The sequence below is a fragment of the Pedobacter ginsengiterrae genome (assembly GCF_039537385.1).
GTDB classification, from domain to species: Bacteria; Bacteroidota; Bacteroidia; order Sphingobacteriales; family Sphingobacteriaceae; genus Pedobacter; species Pedobacter ginsengiterrae.
Genome location: NZ_BAABAK010000011.1, coordinates 68262 through 91662, shown reverse-complemented (window position 1 = coordinate 91662; position 23401 = coordinate 68262). Strand labels below are relative to the sequence as shown.

Sequence of the window (23401 nt, the reverse complement as noted above, 5' to 3'; positions counted from 1 at the left end):
GTTATAATCATTTGCCTTTCAGCTTTAAACTTTAAACGCTAAACTTTCACTTTAATAATCCCCTAATGTTTCTGGTAATTGTGCCAAAGCCGCTGCCAATTGTTCATCATTCGGAGCTGTACCATGCCATTTGTGTGTACCCATCATATAATCTACACCAGCACCCATTTGTGTGCTCATTAAGTTTAAGATTGGTTTACCTTTACCAGTTAAGGTTTTAGCATAATGTAAGCCTTCAACAATAGCTTGCATGTCATTTCCGTCGGTATTGATTACGTGCCATCCAAAAGCTTCAAATTTTGCTTGTAAATCATCTAAAGCAAGAACCTTACTGGTTGGTCCATCAATTTGCTGTCCGTTATAATCAACTGAAGCAATTAAATGATCAACTTTATTGAAAGGCGCAAACATAGCCGCTTCCCAGTTTTGTCCTTCTTGTAACTCTCCATCACCCAATAAGGCAAAAATGTAAGATTTATCGCCGTTTAACTTTTTAGCTAATGCAGCTCCGATGGCAACAGACAAACCTTGACCTAATGAACCTGAAGCGATGCGGATTCCTGGCAAATGCTCATGTGTAGTTGGGTGACCTTGCAATCTCGAATCCAACTTACGGAAAGTTGCCAATTCACTTTTATCGAAATAACCAGCATGCGCTAGTGTACTGTACCATACTGGAGAAATGTGTCCGTTTGAAAGGAAAAACAAATCTTCCCCTTTACCTTCCATCGTGAAGTCCGTTTTGTGGTTCAATACTTCAAAATATAAAGCGGTAAAAAAATCTGTACATCCTAGCGAAGCGCCCGGGTGACCAGATTGACATCCGTGAACCATTCTTACGATATCTCTTCTAATTTGAGAGGCAATATCTTCTAGCTCTTTAATTGTATGTTTCATTAAAATATGAGGTTGTTGTTACATAGCAAAGTTAATATTTTACTTGCTATATCATAATTAGTTATTGATTAAATCGAGTACTTGTTGTGTTGCATTTTTAGTGTCAACTTTTTTAACGATGTGCGAAATTTTTCCTTCGCCATCAATAATAAAAGTGGTACGGACGGTACCCATATATTTTTTACCGTACATGTTTTTCTCTGCCCATACACCATAATCATTTACAATTTTTTGGTCGGTATCGGCTAGTAATGTAAATGGTAAGCTATGCTTGGTTACAAATTTTTGATGGGATTTTTCGTCATCAACACTTACGCCTAAAACTACAATTCCTTTTGCCTGCAAACCTTGATAGTTATCTCTGAAATCGCAGGCTTCAGCTGTACATCCAGGCGTATCATCTTTCGGGTAAAAGTAAAGAACAACCGTTTTTCCTTTATAATCGTTTAAAGAAACTAATGCGCCATTTTGATCTTTAGATGTAATTTCAGGTGCTAAATCACCTTCTTGTAACTCTGCCATATATAAATGATTGAATTTTGAATAATAAAATGATTGATGTGCAATTTAACAATATAACCTATGATACGGTTTAGTAATTGCCTCAAATTATCTGAAAAATGACACAGAATAGCGTTTGGTATTATCTTTCAGATCTGCAACAACCAGTTCCAACGTATGTTTACCAGGAGTTGTACGCTCATCAAAGCTATGCCAAAGTGTTGCTGTTTTTGTATCAAATTCCATTAAAACCCATTTTCCATCTAAATAGCCGTTAAAACTTTTTACGCCAGAAAGGTTATCGCTGATTTTGAAAAATATTTTAGATAAACCAGCCATGTTTTTTCCCTCTGAAATATTTACAGGCACTATTCGTGGAGGAATTGTATCGATAGCGATGTAAAAACTACCGAAATTTTTTGGTGTTGCCTTTATGTAGCCATCGTCAAAACCTCCACCTTGTGATGAGCCATTGGTGTTAACGATAAGTGCCTTTGCTCTTAGTTCTTCTGGAACATGATCTGCTTTTATCCATAAATTGAAACCTGTATGAAGCGGTGTATAACGGTTGTGAATCTGATGCGCTGCAGACCAAGAGTTGCCAGCAGGTTTTGGAAGTTTTTTATAAGCAAAGTTTAAATCACTATATAAAGTTCCTAAAGGGAGAAGAACTTTTATTTCATCGCTATTAAATTCGTTAACCTTATTGTAGGGATAAATTATACCAGGTGCCACAACTGGCGATGCGATAGGGGCATTGCCTGCATTAACTATAAATTGCAAAATAGAGGCATTGCCTTTCGAATCGGTAATGGTGTAACGCAGTTCATGGCGTTGGCCATCATTGAAATTTATATGCCCGCGGTTAACTAAATTGCTATATATTTTTAAAGGATTACCAGGCTCGACAAAGCTTTTTTGTATGCTCCTTTTGGTATTTAAAAAGGTAGGATAATCGATGTGTGCGTTAATGCCTTTACTATCCTCGAAAGCAAATCTTTCCAAAGCTGAAATGTAGATTATTTTTCCATCCAGTTCTAACTGGATCGAATAAACGCCATTTGTGCCCGATAAACCATTATGTTTATCAGTTGCTACAATGCCAAAACCAACTTCACCAGTTAAATTAATAGGTGCAGTTGCCTTATAATTCCCACTTGCCCCAGAAATTGGGATTGCTTGCTTAGCTGTGTTTTCATTAAACACTTTTCCATTTAGATGGTAAGCGTACAAACTGTAAATTACGGGAGGAATATTGTCTGGAATGTCAATTCCGAAAAATTGAGGATTAATGGTCTCCTCGGTTTTTGTATCTCTGATTTCGAAATGTAAGTGTGGGCCTCCAGAACTGCCGCGGTTTCCAGACCAAGCAATCACTTCGCCTTTGCGAACAGGAATCAGAGTTTCATTCGGGAATTCGTCAATTTCAAATGACTTCTTTTCATACTCTAGGTTTTTGACAATCGTTGCGATTTTTGGCGCAAAGCGTTGTAAATGTCCATAAACAGAAGTATATCCGTTAGGGTGAATAATGTAAAGCGCTTGTCCGAAACCACTATTTTGTACTCTTAATCTCGATATATAGCCATCTGCGATAGCATAAACAGGGTAACCTTCTCTCTGATTGGTTCTAAAATCAATACCCGAATGAAAGTGATTTGCCCTGATTTCTCCAAAAGAGCCTGCAAGGGCAGGGGGTGTAATATCTAAAGGCTGACGGAAATAAGTTAACGGATATTTATTATTGCTGAATATTTGCTGAGCAAAAGTTTGACTTACTGAAATTAAAAAACAAAAAAGAGTAACGTAATACTTAAAATTAAAACCTGATTTTATTTGCATTCGATTTATTTTACATCAAAATTTAAAAGTTGTTTGCCTTCTAACCAGGCTTCTAGCTTATCGCCTTTATTCACTTTGCCAACACCTTCAGGCGTGCCAGTAAAAATAAGGTCGCCTTTTTTTAAAGTGATGTATTGAGAAACAAAACTTATAATCTTCTCGAACGAGAACAGTAAATCTTTAGTATAACCATTCTGGCGTTGCTCGCCATTAACCTTCAATTCGAAATTCAAATTATATAAATCTTCGAAATCTGTTTTTGGTAAAAATATACTTACAGGCGCAGAACTATCAAATGCTTTAGCAAGTTCCCAGGGCAAGCCTTTTTCTTTATGCTTGCTTTGAATATCGCGAGCGGTGAAGTCAATGCCTAAGCCAATTTCATCATAATAATTTGATGCAAATTTTTCCGCAATGTGCTTGCCTTCTTTGCATACTTTTAAAACAACTTCAAGTTCGTAATGAACGTCGGTTGAAAAGTCGGGGTGGTAAAAGGGTTTATTATCTTTTAAAAGTGCAGTATCGGGTTTTAAGAATATTACTGGAGTTGTTGGAACAGGATTGTTTAACTCTTTTGCATGTTCGGCATAATTACGGCCAATGGCTATTATCTTCATATAAATAAATTATAGTAATAGATTAGATTTGAAAAATCTCAATCATTCAAAAATAGAAAAGAAAACGGTGTTATAAAACTGAGATTCGTTTTACCTGAGTTTCTGCGCCTGCTGCAACTTTTAAAAAGTAGATGCCTGCATTTAGACGGCTGGGAATTGCAAAGCTTTTAGTTTGCTCGCCAGCATTTAGGCGTTCGTTAGCCAAAGTAACTACTTCGTTTCCTAAAAGATCAATAATTTTAATATTTACTGGCGTATCTCTGTTTAAAGAAATAATGATATTTAACTGGTCTTCTACTGGATTTGGATAGATTTTAACAATTGTTAGAAGTTTATCTTTAGTCGCTACAGTTGTGCTTTTATTAGTTGCAGAATAAGTACCAAACATACTACCACCGTTAATTGACATATACAGTGGTTTATAAGGCTGAATATTGGCTTTAATTTCAGGAATTTTGCTTGTTTTTTTAGCTCTTGTTTTAAGGCTAATGCGAATGCTATCAGATTGTTGAGCCCAAGAATTTATGCCACAAAACATTGCTATGCACAAAATGCAGGCAAGTTTTAAAAGAAGCGTTATCTTTGGGTAGAGTTTCATCAAATTATGTAGCAAATGTATCAATTTAAAACAAAGAAATTAAACATTTTGTTCAAAAGCGATAATTTAACACAATTTAACAATAAATTTTGTTTTTTTACGTATGCACATATTTTCTTTCTAGAAAAAACGTTTTAGCTGGCCTATTTCGAGTTTTTTTAGTATATATTAAAATTGCAATTATATAGTGTTTAAAATACACAATAAATTGGTTGTTAAATTGTTATAGTTAGTTTACTTTTGCCGCACTAAAAAATTAACAAAGTGTCAAATAATAAGAATGTAAATGCGTTAACCGCAGGCGGGGTTTTAATAAGTTTAGGTATCGTTTTCGGAGATATCGGTACTTCGCCCTTATACACCTTGAATGCAATTTTTACAGCTATTTTAGGGGTTAAGCATGGATTGGTTACAGATCCTGGTTCGATAACTAATGATATCGTACTGGGCGTACTTTCTTGTATCATTTGGACCCTTACTTTACAAACAACCATCAAATATGTTATTATCACTTTAAGAGCTGATAATAAAGGTGAGGGGGGTATTTTCTCTTTATTCTCTTTAGTAAGAAAAAAAGCTAAATGGCTAATTGTTCCTGCTGTGGTGGGTGGTTGTGCACTTCTGGCTGATGGTGTTATTACACCAAGTATTACTGTAACATCTGCAATTGAGGGTTTAACCAATAAATTTGATGTTCCTGTTGTACCTGTTGTAATTGCAATTTTAACCTTATTGTTTATTATTCAGCAATTCGGAACCAATTTGGTTGGTAAACTTTTTGGTCCTGTAATGTTTGTTTGGTTTACTGTTTTAGGTGTTGCAGGGGTATTGTTCATTGTTAAAGATTTAAGCATTTTACGTGCGCTTAATCCTTACTACGCCATTCACTTATTGGTTACCAACAGTAAAGCCTTTGTTATATTAGGTGGCGTATTTCTTTGTACAACAGGGGCAGAAGCATTGTATTCAGACCTTGGACATTGTGGAAGAAATAATATTAGAATCAGCTGGATTTTCGTTAAAGTAACTTTGATTTTGAATTATTTAGGGCAAGGTGTTTGGATCTTGCAAAACGAAGGTACTTTTATTCCTAGTTCTAAAATGAATCCTTTCTTTCAGATTATTTCTAGTCAGTTTCAGATTCCGATGGTTATTCTGGCAACTATGGCTGCGGTAATTGCCAGTCAGGCTTTAATTAGTGGTTCGTTTACGTTAATATCTGAAGCGGTTCGTTTGAACCTTTGGCCAAAAATTAAAATTGTTTATCCATCACTCTCGAAAGGACAACTTTATGTTCCATCCATTAATTGGATGCTTTGGTTGGGCTGTTGTAGTATTGTTTTTTTCTGGAAAGAATCTTCGAAAATGGATGCCGCCTACGGGCTTTCCATTACAATTGCGATGTTGATGACAACAATTTTGGTTAGTGTTTATTTAAGAAGTAAGCGTTTTCCAAAGTATTTAATTGCCATTTTTATTTCAGTTTACGTTGTAATCGAAGGTACATTTCTATTCAGTAACCTACACAAATTTTCAGAAGGTGGCTGGTTAACGGTTTTAATTGGTTCGGTACTTTTTACCGTGATGTGGAGCTGGTTTGTAGCCAGAAAAATTAAAAATCGTTTCGTTAAGTATGTTGAGATTGAAGATTATTATGATATTTTAAGTGAGCTGAGCGCCGATGAAACGGTGCCGAAATATTCATCTCAATTGGTTTATTTAACAAGTGCAAACTTCAAAACGGAAATAGAATCTAAAATTATTTACTCTATTATTCAGAAAGAGCCAAAACGTGCCGATGTTTATTGGTTAGTGCACGTTGATGTAATGGATGAGCCTTATACATTAGATTATAAAGTTGAATTCTTAATTCCAGGGAAGTTAATTCGTATCGATTTTAAACTAGGTTTCAGAATTGAGCAAAGAGTAAACTTACTATACCGTAAGGTAGTTGAAGAGTTAGTTAGAAATGGTGAAGTAGATATTACCAGTCAATATACTTCTTTAAATAAACATAAAATTGCAGGTGATTTCCGTTTTGTTCTTTTAGAAAAACATTTATCTAAATTCACTAAACTGAGTTTATACGAGCGTACTATAATGGATTATTATTTTATCCTTAAAAAATTGAGCTTATCTGAAGAGCGAAGTTTTGGTTTGGATAGTAGCTACGTTGATGTAGAGAAAGTTCCTTTAATTTTCGTTACGCCTGATGATATTGAGTTACATAGATTACCTGTATAATGGGGAGAAATATTTTAATAATATTAGCAATAGTATTGTTTATTGCTGGTCCAGCAGCAAAGGTTAATGGCTTAGCTCATAGCGAATACTATCTTATACTTTCAGGAGTTGGATTAATTATTTTAACCGTATTTGTGTTTAAAAAGAAAAAGGTTTAGAATTTATTAAACTCATCATTCCCATCGTATTTGCAAGATCTTTTATCTATCGGTTGGTGTCTCACCGACCGAAACGATTTTACATTCAGGTTTTTGGGCAAAAGCCTTTGTTTATAAGCCCGATAGAGCAAAATAGCCCGCAATGAGGTACGAATGAGGACTATTAGCAATAGCGGGACTACAGTCCGCCACTAAGAACTTGTCATTCATTTCCAAAACAAATAAGAATTTTTTAAGCGTTTTCTTTCGCCAACTTACTATGTCTAAAGCCATAAGCGAAATATACAACCAAGCCAATAACTAACCAAATGCCGAAGCCAATCCAGTTAGATATGCCAAGCTCGCACATCATATATAAGCAGCTGATTAAGCCTAAAACAGGTATTAAGGATAAATTTTTAGTAACGCAGTAAAAAGAAATTGTTATACAAATAAAGATAAAAATCCACATTGGTATTTTGTGTTTAAACAAGCTCCAACCACTTTCGTATTTCTTTTCTATGGATACCTTAGATGCAGAAATAAACTGTTGATATTTATCCGCAGGCAAATTGCTTAGGTAAGATTCAGCATCAACCTTATCGCTTAAAATGATTTGTGGTTTTGCATTATTAATGATTTCCTCTTTTACAATTCTCAATTCATCACCACTTAATGAAGTAACAAAGTTGACCGTTTGAACCGTTTTAGGAGAATTAAAAAAGAATGCTTTTGTTTCTTTTCCATACTGTGTAAAAGCAAAAATTAAGCCTGCAATTAAACCGATGGGAACAATAAATTTACTGTTTACATATGGGATTTTGAATTTACCTCGCTGTACATCTGGTCGGTTTTGTAAAACTAAAACACCTGCGCAAACCAGCACAAAGGCAAATAAAGTACCTATTGAGCAAAGGTCGGTTACGATAGTTAAATTCATGAAAAGCGAAGGAACAGCAACAACGAAACCCACCACAATTGTAGCAAATGAAGGTGTTTTGTATTTTGGGTGAATTTTAGAGAACGATTTTGGTAGTAAACCATCACGGCTCATACTCATCCAGATGCGGGGTTGCCCCATTTGGAAAACTAAAAGTACACTAGCCATAGCAAAAACGGCACTAACTGCAATAATGCCACTCATTAATTTTAAATCTATCTGGTCGAATACAAAGGCTAAAGGATCGCCAACCGCTAGAGTATCTGATTTTACAATTCCAGTTAAAACTAAAGCAATTGCAACGTAAAGAATGGTACAAATAATGATTGCCCACATCATGCCGCGGGGTAAATCGCGTTGTGGATTTTTACATTCTTCGGCAGTTGTAGAAATTGCATCAAAACCTATATAAGCGAAGAATACTGCAGAAACACCTTTTAATACACCAGAAACACCGTTAGGTGCAAATGGATCCCAATTTTTTGTATCAACATAAAAAACACCAACAGCTAATACTAGTAAAATAACGGCAAGTTTAACCACAACCATTGCATTACTGGCATTTCTGCTTTCCTTCATTCCGCGGTAAATTAACCAGGTAATCAAGATAATTATACCTAATGCGGGAATATCGGCAACAATATGAAAACTTCCTATTTTTGGAGCGGTAAGCCATGCATTATTAGCAAGAGCTGTTGCTGTATCTAAATCTGCAAGGTTTTTTCCAGCAGCTAAAAGTGCTTCAGCATGCTTATGGCCGTTGTAAGCACTTAAATAATCCATTGTCATCCAATCGGGAACATGGATGCCTTCAATACCGAGGGCTGGGATTTTTATGGTGGAAAGTAGTCCAGTAAAATAATCTGACCAGGAAATAGCAACCGTTATATTACCAATAGAGTATTCCATTATGAGCGACCAGCCAATAATCCATGCAACTAATTCGCCGAATGCAACATACGAATAGGTGTAAGCACTACCAGAAACAGGTACCATTGAAGCAAATTCTGCATAAGCAAATGCCGCGAAACTACAAGCAACCGCAGTAAAAATAAATAAAAATATTACCGCAGGACCACCATCAGCGCTGGCTTTACCAATTGTACTGAAAATTCCAGCTCCAATAATTGCTGCAATACCGAAGGCGGTTAAATCGCGAACACCGAGTGTTTTATGTAAGGAACTTTCATGATCGCCGTAGCCTTTTGCTGCATCTTGTAATATCTTGGAGATAGATTTCTTTCTGAATAGCTTTTCGAACATCTGTTTTGGTTGTTGTATTCCTCAAACTTAAAAAAATATCAGTTAAAAACGTTTAAAGCAAGATATAAATTTCATCACACGATAAAAAGACTGAAAATTCTAATTTAAAAAAGCCCTAAATATAGGTTGAAAGTCAAATTTGGCCAATATTTGTTTTGTAAAACTAATTCTTTGATTTTCATAATTTCGGTTTAAAGCAAAAGACTAATTTTGCCTCCTTGATTACCCAATCGACTTCTGTCGATCTTTGATTTTAAATAAAGATAAAAATGCCCGCTGTAGAAATTAATAACATAAAATATATTAAAGAAAAGAACCAAGGGATTTCTACCTTGTTGGCTTTTGCGTTGATTCCACTATCTGGTTTTGCTACAGATATTTATATCCCATCATTACCAACAATGGCTGGCGAAATGCAGGTTAGTGATATTCAGGTGCAATTAACGCTGAGTATATTCTTAATCAGCTATGGCGTAGCACAGCTATTTATTGGCAGTGTTTTAGACAGCTTCGGACGTTATAAAATTGGTTTGTATGCGTTGCTGATTTTTGCTGCAGCAAGTTTAATCATTGCAATCACACATAATATTTATCTGATTTACTTAATGCGAATAATTCATGGGCTTTCGGTTGGGGCAATTGTGGTTGCTAAAAGAGCCTATTTTGTAGATTTATTTTCTGGCGATCAACTTAAACACTATTTAAGTTTATTCTCTATTATTTGGTCAACAGGGCCAATAATAGCACCGTTTGTAGGCGGGTATCTTCAAACTGCTTTTGGATGGGAATCTAACTTTTACTTCTTGGCAGGTTTTGCTTTGGTATTTGCGTTATTAGAATTTGTATTCAGCGGCGAAACACTTAAACATTTTACCGAATTTCAGCTCAAAAAAATTACTGGCATCTATATAAATATGATAAAAACAACCAGTTTTACTTTAGGAATTGTAATGCTTGGTTTGGCCTATTGTATGGTAATGGTTTACAATATGACAGGGCCATTTATTATTGAACATGAATTACACTATTCGCCAGTTGTTGCAGGCTATAGCTCGCTTGTTTTAGGCTTTGCCTGGATGGTTGGTGGTTTTATTGGTAAGGCAACGATTAATAAGCCGTTTTTTAAGCGATTGATGATTAATTCGATATTGCAGGTAGTATTTGTGATTTTAATGATGATTAGCATCAATTTTATTTCCAACCTCAGGTCGCTTATATTTTTTGCATTTATTATTCATATTGGAGCAGGTTTTACCTTTAACAACTATTTTACTTTCTGCTTAAGTAAGTTTCCTAAAAATGCAGGAATAGCTGGCGGTTTAACAGGTGGAATTACCTATGTAATTGTTTCTTTTTTGAGTTACGCAATCGTGAATTTAATTCCAGCGAAGGATGAATTGAATTTAAGTCATAGTTACCTGGTTATGATTATACTTTCTGTTTTAGTAATGTTTTTAATTATGAAAACTAAAAAGGAAGAAGAGGTTTAGGTTTTTTGTTGTGCAGGTTTCGGATGTCTGTGGGAAAGATCTTGGTAGTTATGATCTTTATTTTCTGCGTAAATCTGCGAAAACAAACGGACTATATTTTTTTACAACTTATTTAATTCTCCCTTCCTCATCAGTAACGCTGGTTTTTCTTTCCCTAACCGCTTTAATTGCATTGCTGCCAAAAGTATAGCCTAGGCTCAACCTAAAAATTCTGCTTTCCTGTTTCTGAGTAAGATTATAATTTAAATCAGTAAGAGCACTGCTTATTCTGGCTTTGCGAGTATCAAAAACATCATTAAGGGCAAATTTTAGATTCAATTTTTTATCAGCGAATGATTTTTTTAAGCCGAAATCTATTCCATAATATGGCTTAATGGCATAAGTTCCATAAATCTGTGCGGAAACAAATTCGACTGAAAGTTCGGCAGAAATAGATGGGCCGATCACGAAATTATGGTTGCTGTTCAAAATAAAATTTACCTTTTTTCGATCGTAATTATTCCCGCCTAAATCGGATGTTTTGATTTGATTGTAAGTGCTCGTTATCGTATTATCCATACTCCAAAATTTACCTATTGTAGTTGGATACCCAATAGTTAAGTCGTAAGCATATTGTTTATCAAGATTTTGTACGGTTTGATAAAGTGTTTTTTTAACGTTGTCAGGCAAGAGCACATCAAGAATTAAATTGTTTGTAATGCTGTATCCAAAAGTTACATTAAGCTCTTTTTTATAGTTATAAGAAAGTTGAAAAGAGTTTGTGTATTCTGGGTTTAGGAATGGATTTCCCTGACTAAAAGTGTACAAATCGACAAAGTACACAAAAGGGTTTAACGATTTATAATCTGGCCTTTCTATCCTTCTGCTGTATGAAAATCCAAGTTCGTTGTTTGCGGATAACTTTTGATTTAGAGAAAAATTTGGGAAGAAATCGAAATAATGTCGTTTAACTACTTTTTGCTCATTAACCGAATTACCTTTTGAATTGGTTTGTTCTACTCTTAAACCAAGTTCAATACTCGTTGTTTTAAAATCGTGCTTGAAGTTTGTATAAGCTGCATTTATGTTTTCATCATATATAAAACGATTACTTCTACCTAAGTCGTTTTGCCATTGTGAAGCTACAAAATTTTCAAATCGAAAATCGTTGTCAGTACTTACCCAACTGCTTTTTAAGCCAAAATCTAGTTTTGTCGCAGTATCCAAAGGTAAAACATAATCAATTTTTGCCGCCTTTATTTTTATTAAGGATGGTGTTAAATTTCTAAAAGTTAACGGAGCTTTGTAAGGATTTCCAAGTACATCTGAAAAATAGTTATTATAAACGGTTTGTTCTTCACTTCGATATTGTGCGTAATCTAAATCAGCAGAAAATTCCTGCCCAAGCGTATCAATAATCGATTTGTAATTTAAATTATAAGCTTGATTTCGGTATTTATTTTTAGAAGGGTTATCAGCTACAATAGAGGAATCTATTTTTATAAAACTAGTACCAATATCGGTTATACCGTTCGATTTTTCGTGCCCGTTATTAAAGTAGCCACTGGTTAAAAAACCAATTGTATTTTTCTCATTAATAAAATAATCAATGCCAGCTTTGTAATTGTTGTTATGAGAAGAACGGATTTGTGTATTATACTGATGAAAAAAAGTATTCGATATGCCGTTATTTGTGATGCGGTTAATATCTAAATCTTCCTGGTATTTGTTATTGTTATGAGCAAGATTACCGAAAATATTAAAATTTTTGTTTCGATGATTCAGTGAAATTCCCGCATTACTTTTAGGGTTTTTGCCATAGCCAAATCCTAAATCTAAATTACCGTTTGTACCGAAACCTGTATTTTTTTTAAGCTTTAAATTGATTACACCTGCATTTCCTTCGGCGTCGTATTTAGCCGATGGATTAGTAATCAACTCGATTGATTTGAGTTCACTGCTGCTTAGAGAACGAAGTCTGGTTACTAGCTGTTCAGCTGATAAATAAGTAGTTTTTCCATCAATTAAAACATTAACACCCGATTTTCCTTTAACGTTAATAATCCCATCTTGATTAACAGAAACCCCTGGCATTTTAGCAAGCACTTCGAGCGCTGTATTTCCACTTGCAACAATACTGTTTTCTACATTCATTATTGTTTTATCGCTAAACCGCTCAATTAATGGTTTCTTGCCTGAAATATTAACACTGCCTAAATTTATATTTTCTTCAGTAAGCAAAAGTGTTTTATCAACTGACAATTGCGTAGCGCTAATTTCGATTTTAACATCAACTGTTTGAAAACCAATCGCCTTAACCGATACCAAATAGGTAGCTATAGGAAGATTTTCAAAATAAAAAATACCCGTAGCATCCGAAACTGTCGTTTTAATAAATGTTGAATCTTTTAAACTCTTGATTGTAATGACTGCTGAAATTGATTTCTTTTTTTCGCTTATTAACAAGCCAGAAATCTTACCTCTGGTATCCTGAGCTTGTACATCAATAAATAATATAGCAGAAAGTAATATGAAAAACAGAGCGATTCGTTTCATAGCAGTTTAGTAGTGATGATTAGTTTCCTGATCTGAGGATTAATTACACGAAACTAAATCATTGGGTGTTTGAAACAGCTCTTTTTAACAATGTTTAACTTTATTAACAAATTTTCACAAAAGGCAGGTTCTTTTAAAAAGAAATCGCCTTTTTAAACAGTGTTATTTTTTTTAACAACACTTACAAAAACTAAAAAATAATAACCAAATTGCCCGGATGTTCTAATGAAGAAAGCGTCGAATAGTGTCGATTCCTAAAAAAGCTATACACTAAAGACAGTGTATGGAAACAAAAGAAACAGCATTAAACAGGGAGAACTGAAAAAAAGGTGGAAGCCTAAAAAATATAAATCAGATCAAAACACAAATGTATAGTTCACACAGAATTACCAAATTTGGATGTATAGTCAATTCAAAATTAAATCAATAACCTGTATAGCTATATAAGGATAAGACATAGGTTAAGTTCATCTTAACCTTTAGTACGGGTCTTAATCGGAGTTGATTCGGATTTAGTTCGGACATATGACAATTGAATCCGAATGAACTGCGGTATAATTTTGTGATAAGCCTATTTTAAAAGTTATGAAACTGTAAACCTTTTATAGGAATATATTGAGCTAAAAAAAGCCGTAACATTTAATGTTACGGCTCGTTACTCGTAATTATGTTGTATTAACCTAGTTTTTCTAATTCATCTTTAACAAATTGAGCTAATTCTTTTACGTATTCTGCGCTGAAATCAAATTTAATACCAGCGGTTTCGTAAATCTCGTTCATTGGTTTGGTGTAACCTAATGAAAGAGCAGCTAAATATTGCTCTAATGCTTTTTGAGGGTTTTCTTTGTAGTTTTTCCATACGGCAATGGCACCTAACTGGGCAATTGCGTATTCTATGTAGTAAAAAGGAACTTCGAATAAATGCAATTGTTTTTGCCAAACGTTTCCAAATTGAGCCTGTAAATCTTCCCAATCTGCAAAACCTGCTCCAAAACGATTATAAATTTGTTTAAAAGTTTCTTCACGGTCTGCTGCAGTATGATTCGGATTGGTATAAATCCAATGCTGAAACTGGTCGATGACTGCAACCCACGGTAAAGTTTTCAAAACATCAGCCAATTGCTCTTTTTTAGCCCGATTTAAATCTTCTGGATTGTCGAAATAAACATCCCAGTTATCCATAGAAATTAATTCCATGCTCATGGAAGCCAATTCGGCAACTTCTGAAGGACAGTGTTTGAAATCGTTAAGTTCTAAATTTGCAGTTAAGAAAGTGTGTATTGCATGACCGCCTTCATGAACCATAGTGGTTAAATCGCGAAGCGAATTCGCCGAATTCATAAAAATAAATGGAGCGCCAGTTTCTGCTAATGGATAATTATAGCCACCTGGTGCCTTACCTTTTCTACTTTCTACATCAAAAAGATTATTGGCTTTCATTATCGCCAATTTATCGCCAAGTTTTGAGTCGATAGCATTAAAGCAGGCAATACTCTTATCAATCAATTCAGCTCCGCTGTTAAAGGGTTTTAAAGCAGGCTTACCACTTACACTTACCTCTAAATCCCAAGGTTTTAAAGTTTCTAAAGCCAAAGCTTCTCGGCGTTTTTCTGCCTGTTCTTTTAAAATCGGAACAATTTCTTTTTCAATCGCATTGGCAAAATCATAACAATCTTGCGGCGTATAATCAAAACGGCCTAAAGCCTGAAACATATAATCGCGATAGTTTTCAAATCCTGCATTAAGGGCAACCTGATTCCGTAATTTAATCAACTCATCAAATAAGATGTTTAAATCATCTTTATCAATCAATCTACGCTGTTGAATGGTTTTCCAGGCATTTTCACGAACTTCTCGGTTTAAATCTTTAACAAAAATCGAAGCCTGTTCTAAGGTGTATTCCTGTCCGTTTATTTCAACGCTCATAGCACCAGTTATGCCCTGATATTTTTGCTGTTTAACCTGTAATTCCGTAAACAATTCGATGTTTTCATCGCGGTAAAGTTCTAAAGCTTTTTTAATCGCTCTGCTGTAAACGAAATATTTTTCTTTATCCAAATCATCCATAAATGGACTATCGCTAAATTTTTTATTTAATTCGTTTGATAAGGGCGAAATTTTAGGCTCTATCTCTGTAGCAAAGTACTGGAAACTTTCTACCAGGGCTTCGTTTGCAGTATCGCAGCTCATTTTTATGTAGCGCCAGGCGAAATCTTCTTCCAGGGCAGCTTCTAACTCCGAACGATCTTTTAACCAGTGTTCAAGTTCATCAGCGCTTTTAATTTCACGATTTTGTAACTCTGCAAAAAGTGGTTCTAAGCTCTCCCAGCTAATTTTTAAATCGTTAGGGATATATGTTCTTGGTTTTTTATTTATAATCATAGTATTATAATTATTGAATGATGGATGAGGTTTTTTAACACAAAATGCTAATCCACTTATCCAAAATTCTATTATTTAGTTCTTAAATAGGCATCAATTAAAAAGCACAATGCAAATACTACCGATGCCATTCCGTTTGTAGTAGCAAATGCTTTATTCACTTTGCTTATATCATTTGGCTTTACCAGCAAATGCTGATAAGTTAAGGCAAAGCAGAAGAAAGCAACCCCGATATAATAAGCCCAGCTAAACGAATTGGGCATTAAAAATATCGGTGCAATAACGCAGGCAGCAGAGAAAATATGCAACACAACAGAAACGTTAAGTGCATTTTTTATGCCAAGGGCCGATGGTATGGAATGTAAATTTTCTTCACGGTCAAAATCTTCATCCTGCAAAGCATAAATAATATCGAAACCACTTACCCAAAATAATACAGCAAACGAATATAAAACTGGCACCAAAGCAAATTGACCTGTTACTGCAATGTAAGCGCCTATTGGAGCAAGCGATAAACCTAAGCCTAAAACCAAATGGCAAAGAGAGGTAAACCTTTTTGTATAACTATAAAAAAGAACAACAAATAGGGCAACAGGCGATAAGTAAAAACAAAGGCTGTTAATGAAAAATGTTGCTATAATAAAGAAAACACAGTTTGCTATTACAAAAATCAGCGCTTCATTTGCCGAAACTTTACCTGCTGGGATATCACGCATTTTAGTCCGCGGGTTTTTTGCATCGATGTTTCGATCCAGATAGCGGTTAAAAGCCATCGCAGAATTACGTGCGAAAACCATACAAAGCAAAACCAGTATTAGTTTTTGCCATTGAAAAGGATTTTCTGTTGTTGTTACACCTAAAAAGAAGCCAATCATAGCAAAAGGCAAAGCAAAAATAGAGTGTGCGAATAATACGAGTGAAAAGTATTTTTTCATTTTAATATATACGGTGTTTTATAATATCTGGCTTTGGGAGCCAATAATTTTAAAACTGCTTGGTAATAATGGGTTTAACAAAATCTTTATTTACTTCATAAATGAAGTTCAAAACATCTTCCTTCCCCGTATGTTTTTCGGCAGAAGTTATAATACTTGCTGGTACTTCTTCGAAAAATTCGCCAAGCTTTTTCTTAAAGGCATTGGCGTTCTTTATAGATTCATTCATTCCTTGTTTATCTGCTTTGGTAAAAAGCAAAGCAAAAGGAATTTGCTTTTCGCCTAACCAATAGCAAAACTCGATATCAATTTGTTGCGGCTCTAAACGGCTATCAATCAGCACGAAAATACATTGTAAGCTCTCTCTTTTCGTAATGTAAGCTCGGATAAATTTTTCCCATTTTTCTCTACTGGTTTTAGAAACCTTTGCATAACCATAACCAGGCAAATCGACAATATACCATTCCTGATTAATCAAAAAATGGTTAATTAACTGGGTTTTACCTGGACGTTGCGATGTTTTTGCTAAACCATGATGGTTAACCAACATATTAATTAAAGAAGATTTACCTACGTTTGAACGGCCGATAAATGCATATTCTGGCATAGTTGGTGCCGGCAAAGCCGAGATCTGGGTGTTGCTGCAAACAAATGTTGCCGTTTTGATAATCATATTGCAAAGGTAGTAATTTTGAGAGGATGGTTAAGCGTTTCAATTCTTTAACTGATTATCTGTTTCGCATTTGACAATTCACCGATTAAAACAATTAAACAATAAACCTATCTTTGCCAATATCATGAATCAGAATATCACTCCATATCAAGTAGAAAATGCAACTAAAAAGGAGCAGGTTGCAACTATGTTTAACAACATTTCAGGTACTTACGATTTTTTAAATCATTTCCTCTCCTTAGGTATTGACGTTTTGTGGCGTAAAAAAGCAATTAAGGAACTGGTTTCTATACATCCAAGAATTATGCTTGATGTTGCTACCGGAACGGGCGATTTTGCTTTTGAAGCGATCAAAAAACTTCATCCTGAAAAAGTTATTGGTGTGGATATTTCTGAAGGTATGCTAGAGGTGGCTAAAAAGAAAATCAACGATCGCAGCTTAAATGAAGTGTTTTCCGTTCAGGTTGGCGATTCTGAGGGGCTGCATTTTAGCGACGATACTTTCGATGCAATTACTTGTGCCTATGGTGTGCGTAATTTCGAAAACCTGGAAAAAGGTTTGCAGGATATGTTTCGGGTTTTAAAACCAGGTGGTAAAATGGTTATCCTCGAATTCTCTAAACCAAAGGTTTTCCCTGTTAAGCAATTATACAGTTTCTATTTTAAGCAGGTTACTCCTTTCTTTGGAAAACTGTTTTCTAAAGATCACCGAGCTTACACTTATTTGCCAGAATCTGTTGCAGCTTTTCCTGATGGAGCTGATTTTACCAATTTGATGGAAAAAGTAGGTTTCAAAAGTACCAAACAAAGAATTTTAACGTTTGGAATAAGTTCGATTTATACGGGTACTAAATGATAAAAAAATTAAGCCTCATCATCTCCTTTTTACTGGTTACTACAATCACTTTTGCTCAAAATTGGGGCGGTGGGGTAGATGATGAAGACTTACATTTTGGCTTCAGCTTTCAATACATTTCTGCCGAGTATAAAATTTTAAAGGCTGCCAACTGGCGTAATCCTTATTTCGATCCTTTTGATGGTAAGCAGGTTACCCAACCTATGCGTGCCATTTCAAGTCCGCCATCAGTTGGTTTTGGTTTAGGCTTTGTTGTAAACAGAAGGATTTCAGAAAACTTTGATTTGCGTGCCACACCATCATTAATTTTTAGCGACCGCGTGATGCGTTACGAATATGAGCCTGCTCCAGAAGTAGCTCAACCCGTTAACACTTCAATTATTCCTGCTGGCTTTCAAACCTCCATTGATAAAAAAGTTCAGGCTACCATGTTTGAATTTCCTTTAGCGATAAAGATAAAATCAAATCGTTTAAATAATTTCAGAGCTTATTGGCTTGGTGGTGCAAAATATTCAATCGATATCGCTTCTAAAAAGAAAACTTTCGATGAAGGGGAAACACCTATTAATAAGTTTTTAAAAAATAAGCGGAATTACCTTTCTTACGAAACAGGTATCGGCTTTGATTTATATTTCGAGTATTTTAAAATGTCGCCCGAAATAAAAGTTTCCTATTCGATGAATGATATTATACAACATGACAATACAGCCTTTGCTAATCCTTTAGATAAAGCGAAGCTACGTCATTTTACATTCAGCTTGTTTTTCGAGTAGACTGGCAAACCAAAAAAACTTACCTTTGTTGCAATTGGTAACTTGTTTAAAACAAGCTGCATTTTTTTAATTTTATCAAATGTCTAAAATAGCTTTAATCACGGGCGCAACTTCTGGTATAGGAGAGGCTAGCGCACATATCTTCGCTCAAAATGGTTATAATTTAGTTCTAGTTGCCAGAAGAGCTGATCGTTTAGAGAAAACGGCTCATCATTTGGAAGCTAAATATGGTATTGCCATTAAACAGGTTTTAGCCGATGTGAAGGAGAAAGAAAGTTTATCAGCTGCGCTGGAAGCTTTACCTGAAGATTGGAAAAAGGTAAATGTTTTAATTAATAATGCAGGGCTTAGCCGGGGGCTTGAGCCAATTAATCAAGGGGATACCGATGATTGGGATGCCATGATTGATACCAATGTGAAAGGTTTGCTTTACGTAACTAAAATTGTTTCCAATTGGATGATTCCAGGCAAATCGGGGCATATCGTTAATATAGGTTCTATTGCAGGGAAAGAAGTTTATCCAAACGGAAATGTATATTGCGCAAGTAAGCATGCGGTTGATGCGCTAAATAAAGCGATGCGAATAGATCTTTTGCAACATGGAATTAAAGTTACGGCAATTAATCCAGGTAGTGTAGAAACCGAATTTTCGATTGTTCGCTTCAAAGGTGATGAAGATAGAGCCAAAAAAGTATACGAAGGTTTTGAACCATTAATTGCCGATGATATTGCTGATGCAATCTGGTATGTAGTAAGCAGACCGAAGCACGTAAATATAAATGATATGATAATTATGCCATCAGCACAAGCTACTGGCACAATCATAAATAGAACCCCCTAGTTACCTGGATGGGAATTAGTACGGAGAGGGAATAACACTATAATTTTTTTATTTTAAACTAATATTAGGAATGCCCATTTTTTGGGTTTTGAGGTTAAAAATGATATCAAATACAATAGATCAGGAAATAAAAAAGGCCATGTTGGCTAAAAACGATGCCCAATTGCGAGGATTAAGAGCCATAAAAGCTGCTCTTCTTCTTGCTAAAACCGAAAAAGGTGCATCAGAAGAAATTACTGAAGAAACAGAACTTAAGATTCTTCAAAAATTAATTAAGCAACGTAGAGAATCTGCTGATATTTACAAATCGCAAAATCGTGTAGATTTATATCAGGTAGAGGAAGAAGAAATTGAAGTAATTAATCAGTTCTTGCCTAAGCAATTAGATCGTGCAGAGGTTGAAGCAATTATTGCAGATGTTGTAAAACAATCTGGTGCGACATCAGTTAAAGATATGGGAAAAGTTATGGGCATGGCTAATAAAGCACTTGCAGGCAAAGCCGATGGAAAACTGATTGCTGAAATAGTGAAAGAGAAACTAGGCTAAGCTGTACAGAGCTTAAAGCTAAAAAAACACAGCGGGTAGTATTATTTTAATACCAATTCGGAATAGATCATTGATAATATTCGTTTTTGGTACTTTAATCAATGTTTTTATACCGTTTCTGATTTTATTTCAGAAAAATGGCATATAAATGCGAAAATTTAATTTTACTCTACTAACTTAGTAACACAATACCACTTATTATATATGACATACCAGGTAATAGAAGAAGACGGATTTAAATACATCGAAGCTGGAGAAGGCGAAACGCTGGTATTATTGCATGGCCTTATGGGCGAATTGAGTAATTGGCAGCTTGTTTTAGATCAATTTAAAGATCGATATCGTGTTATTGTTCCTATACTTCCAATTTATGATTTACCAATTTTAACACTGGGGGTTAAAGCATTATCCAGGTATGTTCATCGTTTTCTGAAATTTAAAAACCTGAATCAGGTTGTGCTTGTTGGAAATTCTTTGGGTGGTCACGTTGGTTTGGTTTTTACTGTTGCTCATCAGGAATTTGTTAAAGCTTTGGTGCTTACGGGTAGCTCTGGCTTATATGAAAATGCCTTTGGCGGCTCTTTCCCTCGAAGAGAGAGTTACGATTATATAAAAGAAAAAGTAGAATTTACTTTTTACGATCCTGCCACTGCAACTAAAGAACTTGTTGATGATGTTTTTAAAACCGTTAACGATAGATCGAGAGTAATTCGAATTTTAACCATGGCCAAATCTGCAATAAGACACAATATGGCTAAGGAATTATCGAAAATAACAATACCTGTTTCATTAATTTGGGGTAAAAACGATAAAGTTACACCACCAGAAGTTGCAGAAGAATTTCACCAACTATTGCCAAATTCAGAATTAAACTGGGTAGATAAATGCGGACATGCACCGATGATGGAGCATCCTGAAGTATTTAACGGATATTTAGAGAAGTTTTTAGATAGAATATTATTAAAATAATGTTTGCCGAAGAAATCATATCGAATGAAATAGCGCCTATAAAAACGGACGACACGCTGCAAAAAGCTTTAGATCGTATGAACGAGTTTAAGCTTAAGCATATCCCTGTGGTTAGCGATGGTCAGTTTTTGGGTTTGCTTGCCGAAGATGATTTGTTGGAAATACACGATTATAATATTTTAGTAAAAGAGGTTTCGGTAAACCTATTAAATGCCTTTGTTTTTACAAACGCACACACTTACGATGTGATCAGGTTATTAGGTTCGCTAAAATTAACTGTTGTACCTGTTTTGGATCAACAGAAAAATTATACAGGCTTAATCACTATTAACAACATTATAAACTCTGTTGCCGAATTGTATGCCGTTAATGAGCCTGGTGGAATTATTGTACTCGAAATCAGTAATCGGGATAACTCTCTGGCACATATTGCGCAAATCGTCGAGGCTGATAATGCACAAATACTTTCATCATATGTAAGCTCTTTCGAAGATTCTACTCGTTTAGAAATCACTTTGAAAGTAAATAAAACTGAAATTACTTCCTTGGTCGCTTCTTTCGAACGTTACGATTATCAGGTTAAAGAAGTTTATAACAATACCCAAATTGATGATGGTTCTCAAGAACGTTTTGATTCTTTTATGAACTATTTAAACGTTTAAATTTATTATGAGGATTGCAATTTACGGAAGAGACTTTAATGACACCGTGTTACCTTATGTTCAAGAAGTTTTCGACCATTTAAAAAGGCATAATGTACAGCCTGTTCTCCATCATAAGTTTAAAAACTCCTTACACGGCAAAATTAAGATTCCAGTTAACACAGTAATATTCCATAACCACAAAGAATTAAAAGAACATGCCGATGTTTTATTAAGCTTAGGAGGAGATGGCACTTTATTGGATACACTTTCTTTGATTAGAGATTCGGGTATTCCAGTAATAGGTATTAATTTCGGTCGATTGGGTTTTTTAGCCAGTATTAATAAAGATGAAATAGAATCGGCTTTAAAAGCACTAATTCATGGTGAATATACTATAGATGAACGTTCTCTTTTAAGTTTAGAATCTGATAACCATCTTTTTGGGGAGGAAAACTTTGCCTTGAACGATATTACGATTCACCGTCGTGATAACTCTGCAATGATGATTATTCATGCCTCTATGAACGGTGAATTTGTTAACTCTTATTGGGCTGATGGTTTAATTATTGCAACGCCTACGGGTTCTACAGCATATTCATTAAGCTGCGGTGGACCAATTATTTACCCCGATTCTCAGAATTTTGTAATAACCCCAATTGCGCCGCATAATTTAAATGTAAGGCCAGTTGTTGTGCCTGATGATAATGCACTTTCTTTTGAAGTAGAGGCAAGAGAATCGAAATTTCTGGTAAGCTGCGATAGTAGAACGGTAACAGTAGAACGCTCGGTAAAAATTACCATTAAAAAAGCCGACTTTTGCATAAATCTTATTCGTCTTAACAATGAAACTTACTTAAGTACGTTAAGGAATAAATTATTATGGGGCATCGATACCCGTAACTACTAAGTATGGCGATAAACAAACCTATCCTTTTCATCCTCATTATCTTATCATTTTCTCAATTAAGCCGTGCACAGTCGTTTAGGGGCGCTTGGGAAATTGGTGTTTCTGCAGGTGGAGCAGGTTATGTTGGCGATTTAAATCAATATAACCCAGTTCAGGTTAGTGGGGTTAATGCAGGTATTTTTGTAAAGCGCAACTTTAATTCGTACCTCGGGCTTCGGTTTAATTACAATTATGGGCAAATTAAGGCCAATGATGCAAATTCAAGTAATGAGCAGTTCAGAGAACGTAACCTAAGCTTTAAAACCGCATTAAATGAAGGTAGTGCAATTATCGACTTTAATTTTTTCGACTACGCAATAAATGATGGCACCAGAAGGTTTACACCGTATTTGTTTGCAGGTATAGGTTTTATAAACTTTAAACCGAAAATAAAATACCAGGGAGAAACTTACCGATTAGATTATTTAGGTACCGAAGGGCAGGAAAACGGGTATAAAAATACAGCACTTGCCATTCCATTTGGTGGCGGGTTTAGGTATAATTACAAGGATAACTGGAGCATATTTACAGAACTTGGCTACAGAACTGCGTTTACTGATTATTTGGACGATGTAAGCGGTGTTTATCCAGCAAATCCAGTGTACGTTGGGAACAACCCTGGGCTTAATTTATCCGATCCTTCATTGCATCAAACTGGTGCCGCTGGAGTACAAAGAGGAGATTTTAGAAAAAGAGACACTTATCTATTTGTTAGTGTTGGCATATCTTTTACCTTTGTATCCTCAAAATGCTATTCCTTTTAAGCTGATT

21 protein-coding genes are annotated in these 23401 nt (G+C 35.1%); 11 read left to right on the top strand and 10 right to left on the bottom strand.

Annotated features, from left to right (window positions below):
- Positions 1 to 51 precede the first annotated feature (51 nt).
- The 5 genes from ABD692_RS11795 to ABD692_RS11775 all read right to left on the bottom strand — a co-directional run bounded on the left by ABD692_RS11795 (position 52) and on the right by ABD692_RS11775 (position 4455).
- Positions 52 to 897 (bottom strand): transketolase, encoded by an 846-nt coding sequence (locus tag ABD692_RS11795; RefSeq protein WP_316756796.1) that lies wholly within the window; start codon positions 895 to 897, stop codon positions 52 to 54.
- A 57-nt stretch (positions 898 to 954) separates the two neighbouring features.
- A complete protein-coding gene (gene bcp, locus ABD692_RS11790; RefSeq protein WP_344767201.1) occupies positions 955 to 1419 on the bottom strand; it encodes a thioredoxin-dependent thiol peroxidase in 465 nt (154 codons plus the stop codon).
- Between the two features lie 87 nt (positions 1420 to 1506).
- Positions 1507 to 3240 carry a M23 family metallopeptidase gene (locus ABD692_RS11785; protein ID WP_344767199.1) on the bottom strand — a complete coding sequence of 578 codons (1734 nt, stop codon included), beginning with the start codon at positions 3238 to 3240 and terminating at the stop codon, positions 1507 to 1509.
- A 5-nt stretch (positions 3241 to 3245) separates the two neighbouring features.
- The gene (locus tag ABD692_RS11780; protein ID WP_316756803.1) at positions 3246 to 3857 is read right to left on the bottom strand and encodes a fumarylacetoacetate hydrolase family protein; all 612 of its coding nucleotides are present in this window, start codon (positions 3855 to 3857) and stop codon (positions 3246 to 3248) included.
- Positions 3858 to 3927: 70 nt separating this feature from the next.
- Positions 3928 to 4455, bottom strand: a complete 528-nt coding sequence (locus tag ABD692_RS11775) for a T9SS type A sorting domain-containing protein (protein ID WP_316756805.1) — start codon at positions 4453 to 4455, stop codon at positions 3928 to 3930.
- 264 nt (positions 4456 to 4719) lie between these two features.
- Between ABD692_RS11775 and ABD692_RS11770 the strand changes: the two genes are divergently transcribed.
- Positions 4720 to 6699, top strand: coding sequence for a KUP/HAK/KT family potassium transporter (locus ABD692_RS11770; protein WP_316756807.1), 1980 nt, complete (start codon positions 4720 to 4722; stop codon positions 6697 to 6699).
- Positions 6699 to 6857 carry a hypothetical protein gene (locus ABD692_RS11765; protein ID WP_344767195.1) on the top strand — a complete coding sequence of 53 codons (159 nt, stop codon included), beginning with the start codon at positions 6699 to 6701 and terminating at the stop codon, positions 6855 to 6857. The genes ABD692_RS11770 and ABD692_RS11765 overlap by 1 nt, the downstream gene beginning before the upstream one ends.
- A 232-nt stretch (positions 6858 to 7089) precedes the next feature.
- Here ABD692_RS11765 and ABD692_RS11760 read toward each other — a convergent pair whose 3' ends face one another.
- The gene (locus ABD692_RS11760; RefSeq protein ID WP_344767193.1) at positions 7090 to 9039 is read right to left on the bottom strand and encodes an amino acid permease; all 1950 of its coding nucleotides are present in this window, start codon (positions 9037 to 9039) and stop codon (positions 7090 to 7092) included.
- 269 nt (positions 9040 to 9308) lie between these two features.
- On the opposite strand from ABD692_RS11760, the gene ABD692_RS11755 reads away from it, so the two are divergent.
- A complete protein-coding gene (locus tag ABD692_RS11755; protein ID WP_344767191.1) occupies positions 9309 to 10529 on the top strand; it encodes an MFS transporter in 1221 nt (406 codons plus the stop codon).
- A 108-nt stretch (positions 10530 to 10637) separates the two neighbouring features.
- Here the strand turns inward: ABD692_RS11755 and ABD692_RS11750 are convergent, their stop codons facing one another.
- The 4 genes from ABD692_RS11750 to yihA form a co-directional block, all read right to left on the bottom strand.
- Positions 10638 to 13064 carry an outer membrane beta-barrel protein gene (locus ABD692_RS11750; protein ID WP_344767189.1) on the bottom strand — a complete coding sequence of 809 codons (2427 nt, stop codon included), beginning with the start codon at positions 13062 to 13064 and terminating at the stop codon, positions 10638 to 10640.
- 675 nt (positions 13065 to 13739) lie between these two features.
- Positions 13740 to 15446, bottom strand: a complete 1707-nt coding sequence (locus tag ABD692_RS11745) for a M3 family oligoendopeptidase (protein ID WP_344767187.1) — start codon at positions 15444 to 15446, stop codon at positions 13740 to 13742.
- A gap of 71 nt (positions 15447 to 15517) precedes the next feature.
- On the bottom strand, positions 15518 to 16381 hold the full coding sequence (locus tag ABD692_RS11740) for a UbiA-like polyprenyltransferase (RefSeq protein ID WP_344767185.1): 864 nt from the start codon (positions 16379 to 16381) through the stop codon (positions 15518 to 15520).
- A 49-nt stretch (positions 16382 to 16430) separates the two neighbouring features.
- Positions 16431 to 17054 (bottom strand): ribosome biogenesis GTP-binding protein YihA/YsxC, encoded by a 624-nt coding sequence (yihA, locus tag ABD692_RS11735; RefSeq protein WP_344767183.1) that lies wholly within the window; start codon positions 17052 to 17054, stop codon positions 16431 to 16433.
- Positions 17055 to 17178: 124 nt separating this feature from the next.
- On the opposite strand from yihA, the gene ubiE reads away from it, so the two are divergent.
- The 8 genes from ubiE (at position 17179) to porG (ending at position 23394) form a co-directional block, all read left to right on the top strand.
- Entirely contained in the window at positions 17179 to 17910 is a 732-nt protein-coding gene (ubiE, locus tag ABD692_RS11730) for a bifunctional demethylmenaquinone methyltransferase/2-methoxy-6-polyprenyl-1,4-benzoquinol methylase UbiE (RefSeq protein ID WP_316764835.1), read from the top strand.
- The gene (gene porT, locus ABD692_RS11725) at positions 17907 to 18683 is read left to right on the top strand and encodes a type IX secretion/gliding motility protein PorT/SprT (protein WP_344767180.1); all 777 of its coding nucleotides are present in this window, start codon (positions 17907 to 17909) and stop codon (positions 18681 to 18683) included. Before ubiE ends, porT begins: the two co-directional genes overlap by 4 nt.
- A 79-nt stretch (positions 18684 to 18762) precedes the next feature.
- Complete coding sequence (locus ABD692_RS11720; protein WP_344767178.1) at positions 18763 to 19524, top strand: SDR family NAD(P)-dependent oxidoreductase; 762 nt, start codon at positions 18763 to 18765, stop codon at positions 19522 to 19524.
- Between the two features lie 100 nt (positions 19525 to 19624).
- Positions 19625 to 20071 (top strand): GatB/YqeY domain-containing protein, encoded by a 447-nt coding sequence (locus ABD692_RS11715; protein ID WP_344767176.1) that lies wholly within the window; start codon positions 19625 to 19627, stop codon positions 20069 to 20071.
- A 204-nt stretch (positions 20072 to 20275) separates the two neighbouring features.
- Entirely contained in the window at positions 20276 to 21040 is a 765-nt protein-coding gene (locus tag ABD692_RS11710) for an alpha/beta fold hydrolase (RefSeq protein ID WP_316764847.1), read from the top strand.
- Positions 21040 to 21702, top strand: a complete 663-nt coding sequence (locus ABD692_RS11705) for a CBS domain-containing protein (protein WP_344767174.1) — start codon at positions 21040 to 21042, stop codon at positions 21700 to 21702. The genes ABD692_RS11710 and ABD692_RS11705 overlap by 1 nt, the downstream gene beginning before the upstream one ends.
- Positions 21703 to 21709: 7 nt before the next feature.
- Positions 21710 to 22591, top strand: coding sequence for an NAD kinase (locus tag ABD692_RS11700; RefSeq protein ID WP_344767172.1), 882 nt, complete (start codon positions 21710 to 21712; stop codon positions 22589 to 22591).
- 2 nt (positions 22592 to 22593) lie between these two features.
- Positions 22594 to 23394: a type IX secretion system protein PorG gene (gene porG / locus ABD692_RS11695; RefSeq protein ID WP_344767170.1), complete on the top strand. Its 801-nt coding sequence runs from the start codon at positions 22594 to 22596 to the stop codon at positions 23392 to 23394.
- Positions 23395 to 23401: the final 7 nt, after the last annotated feature.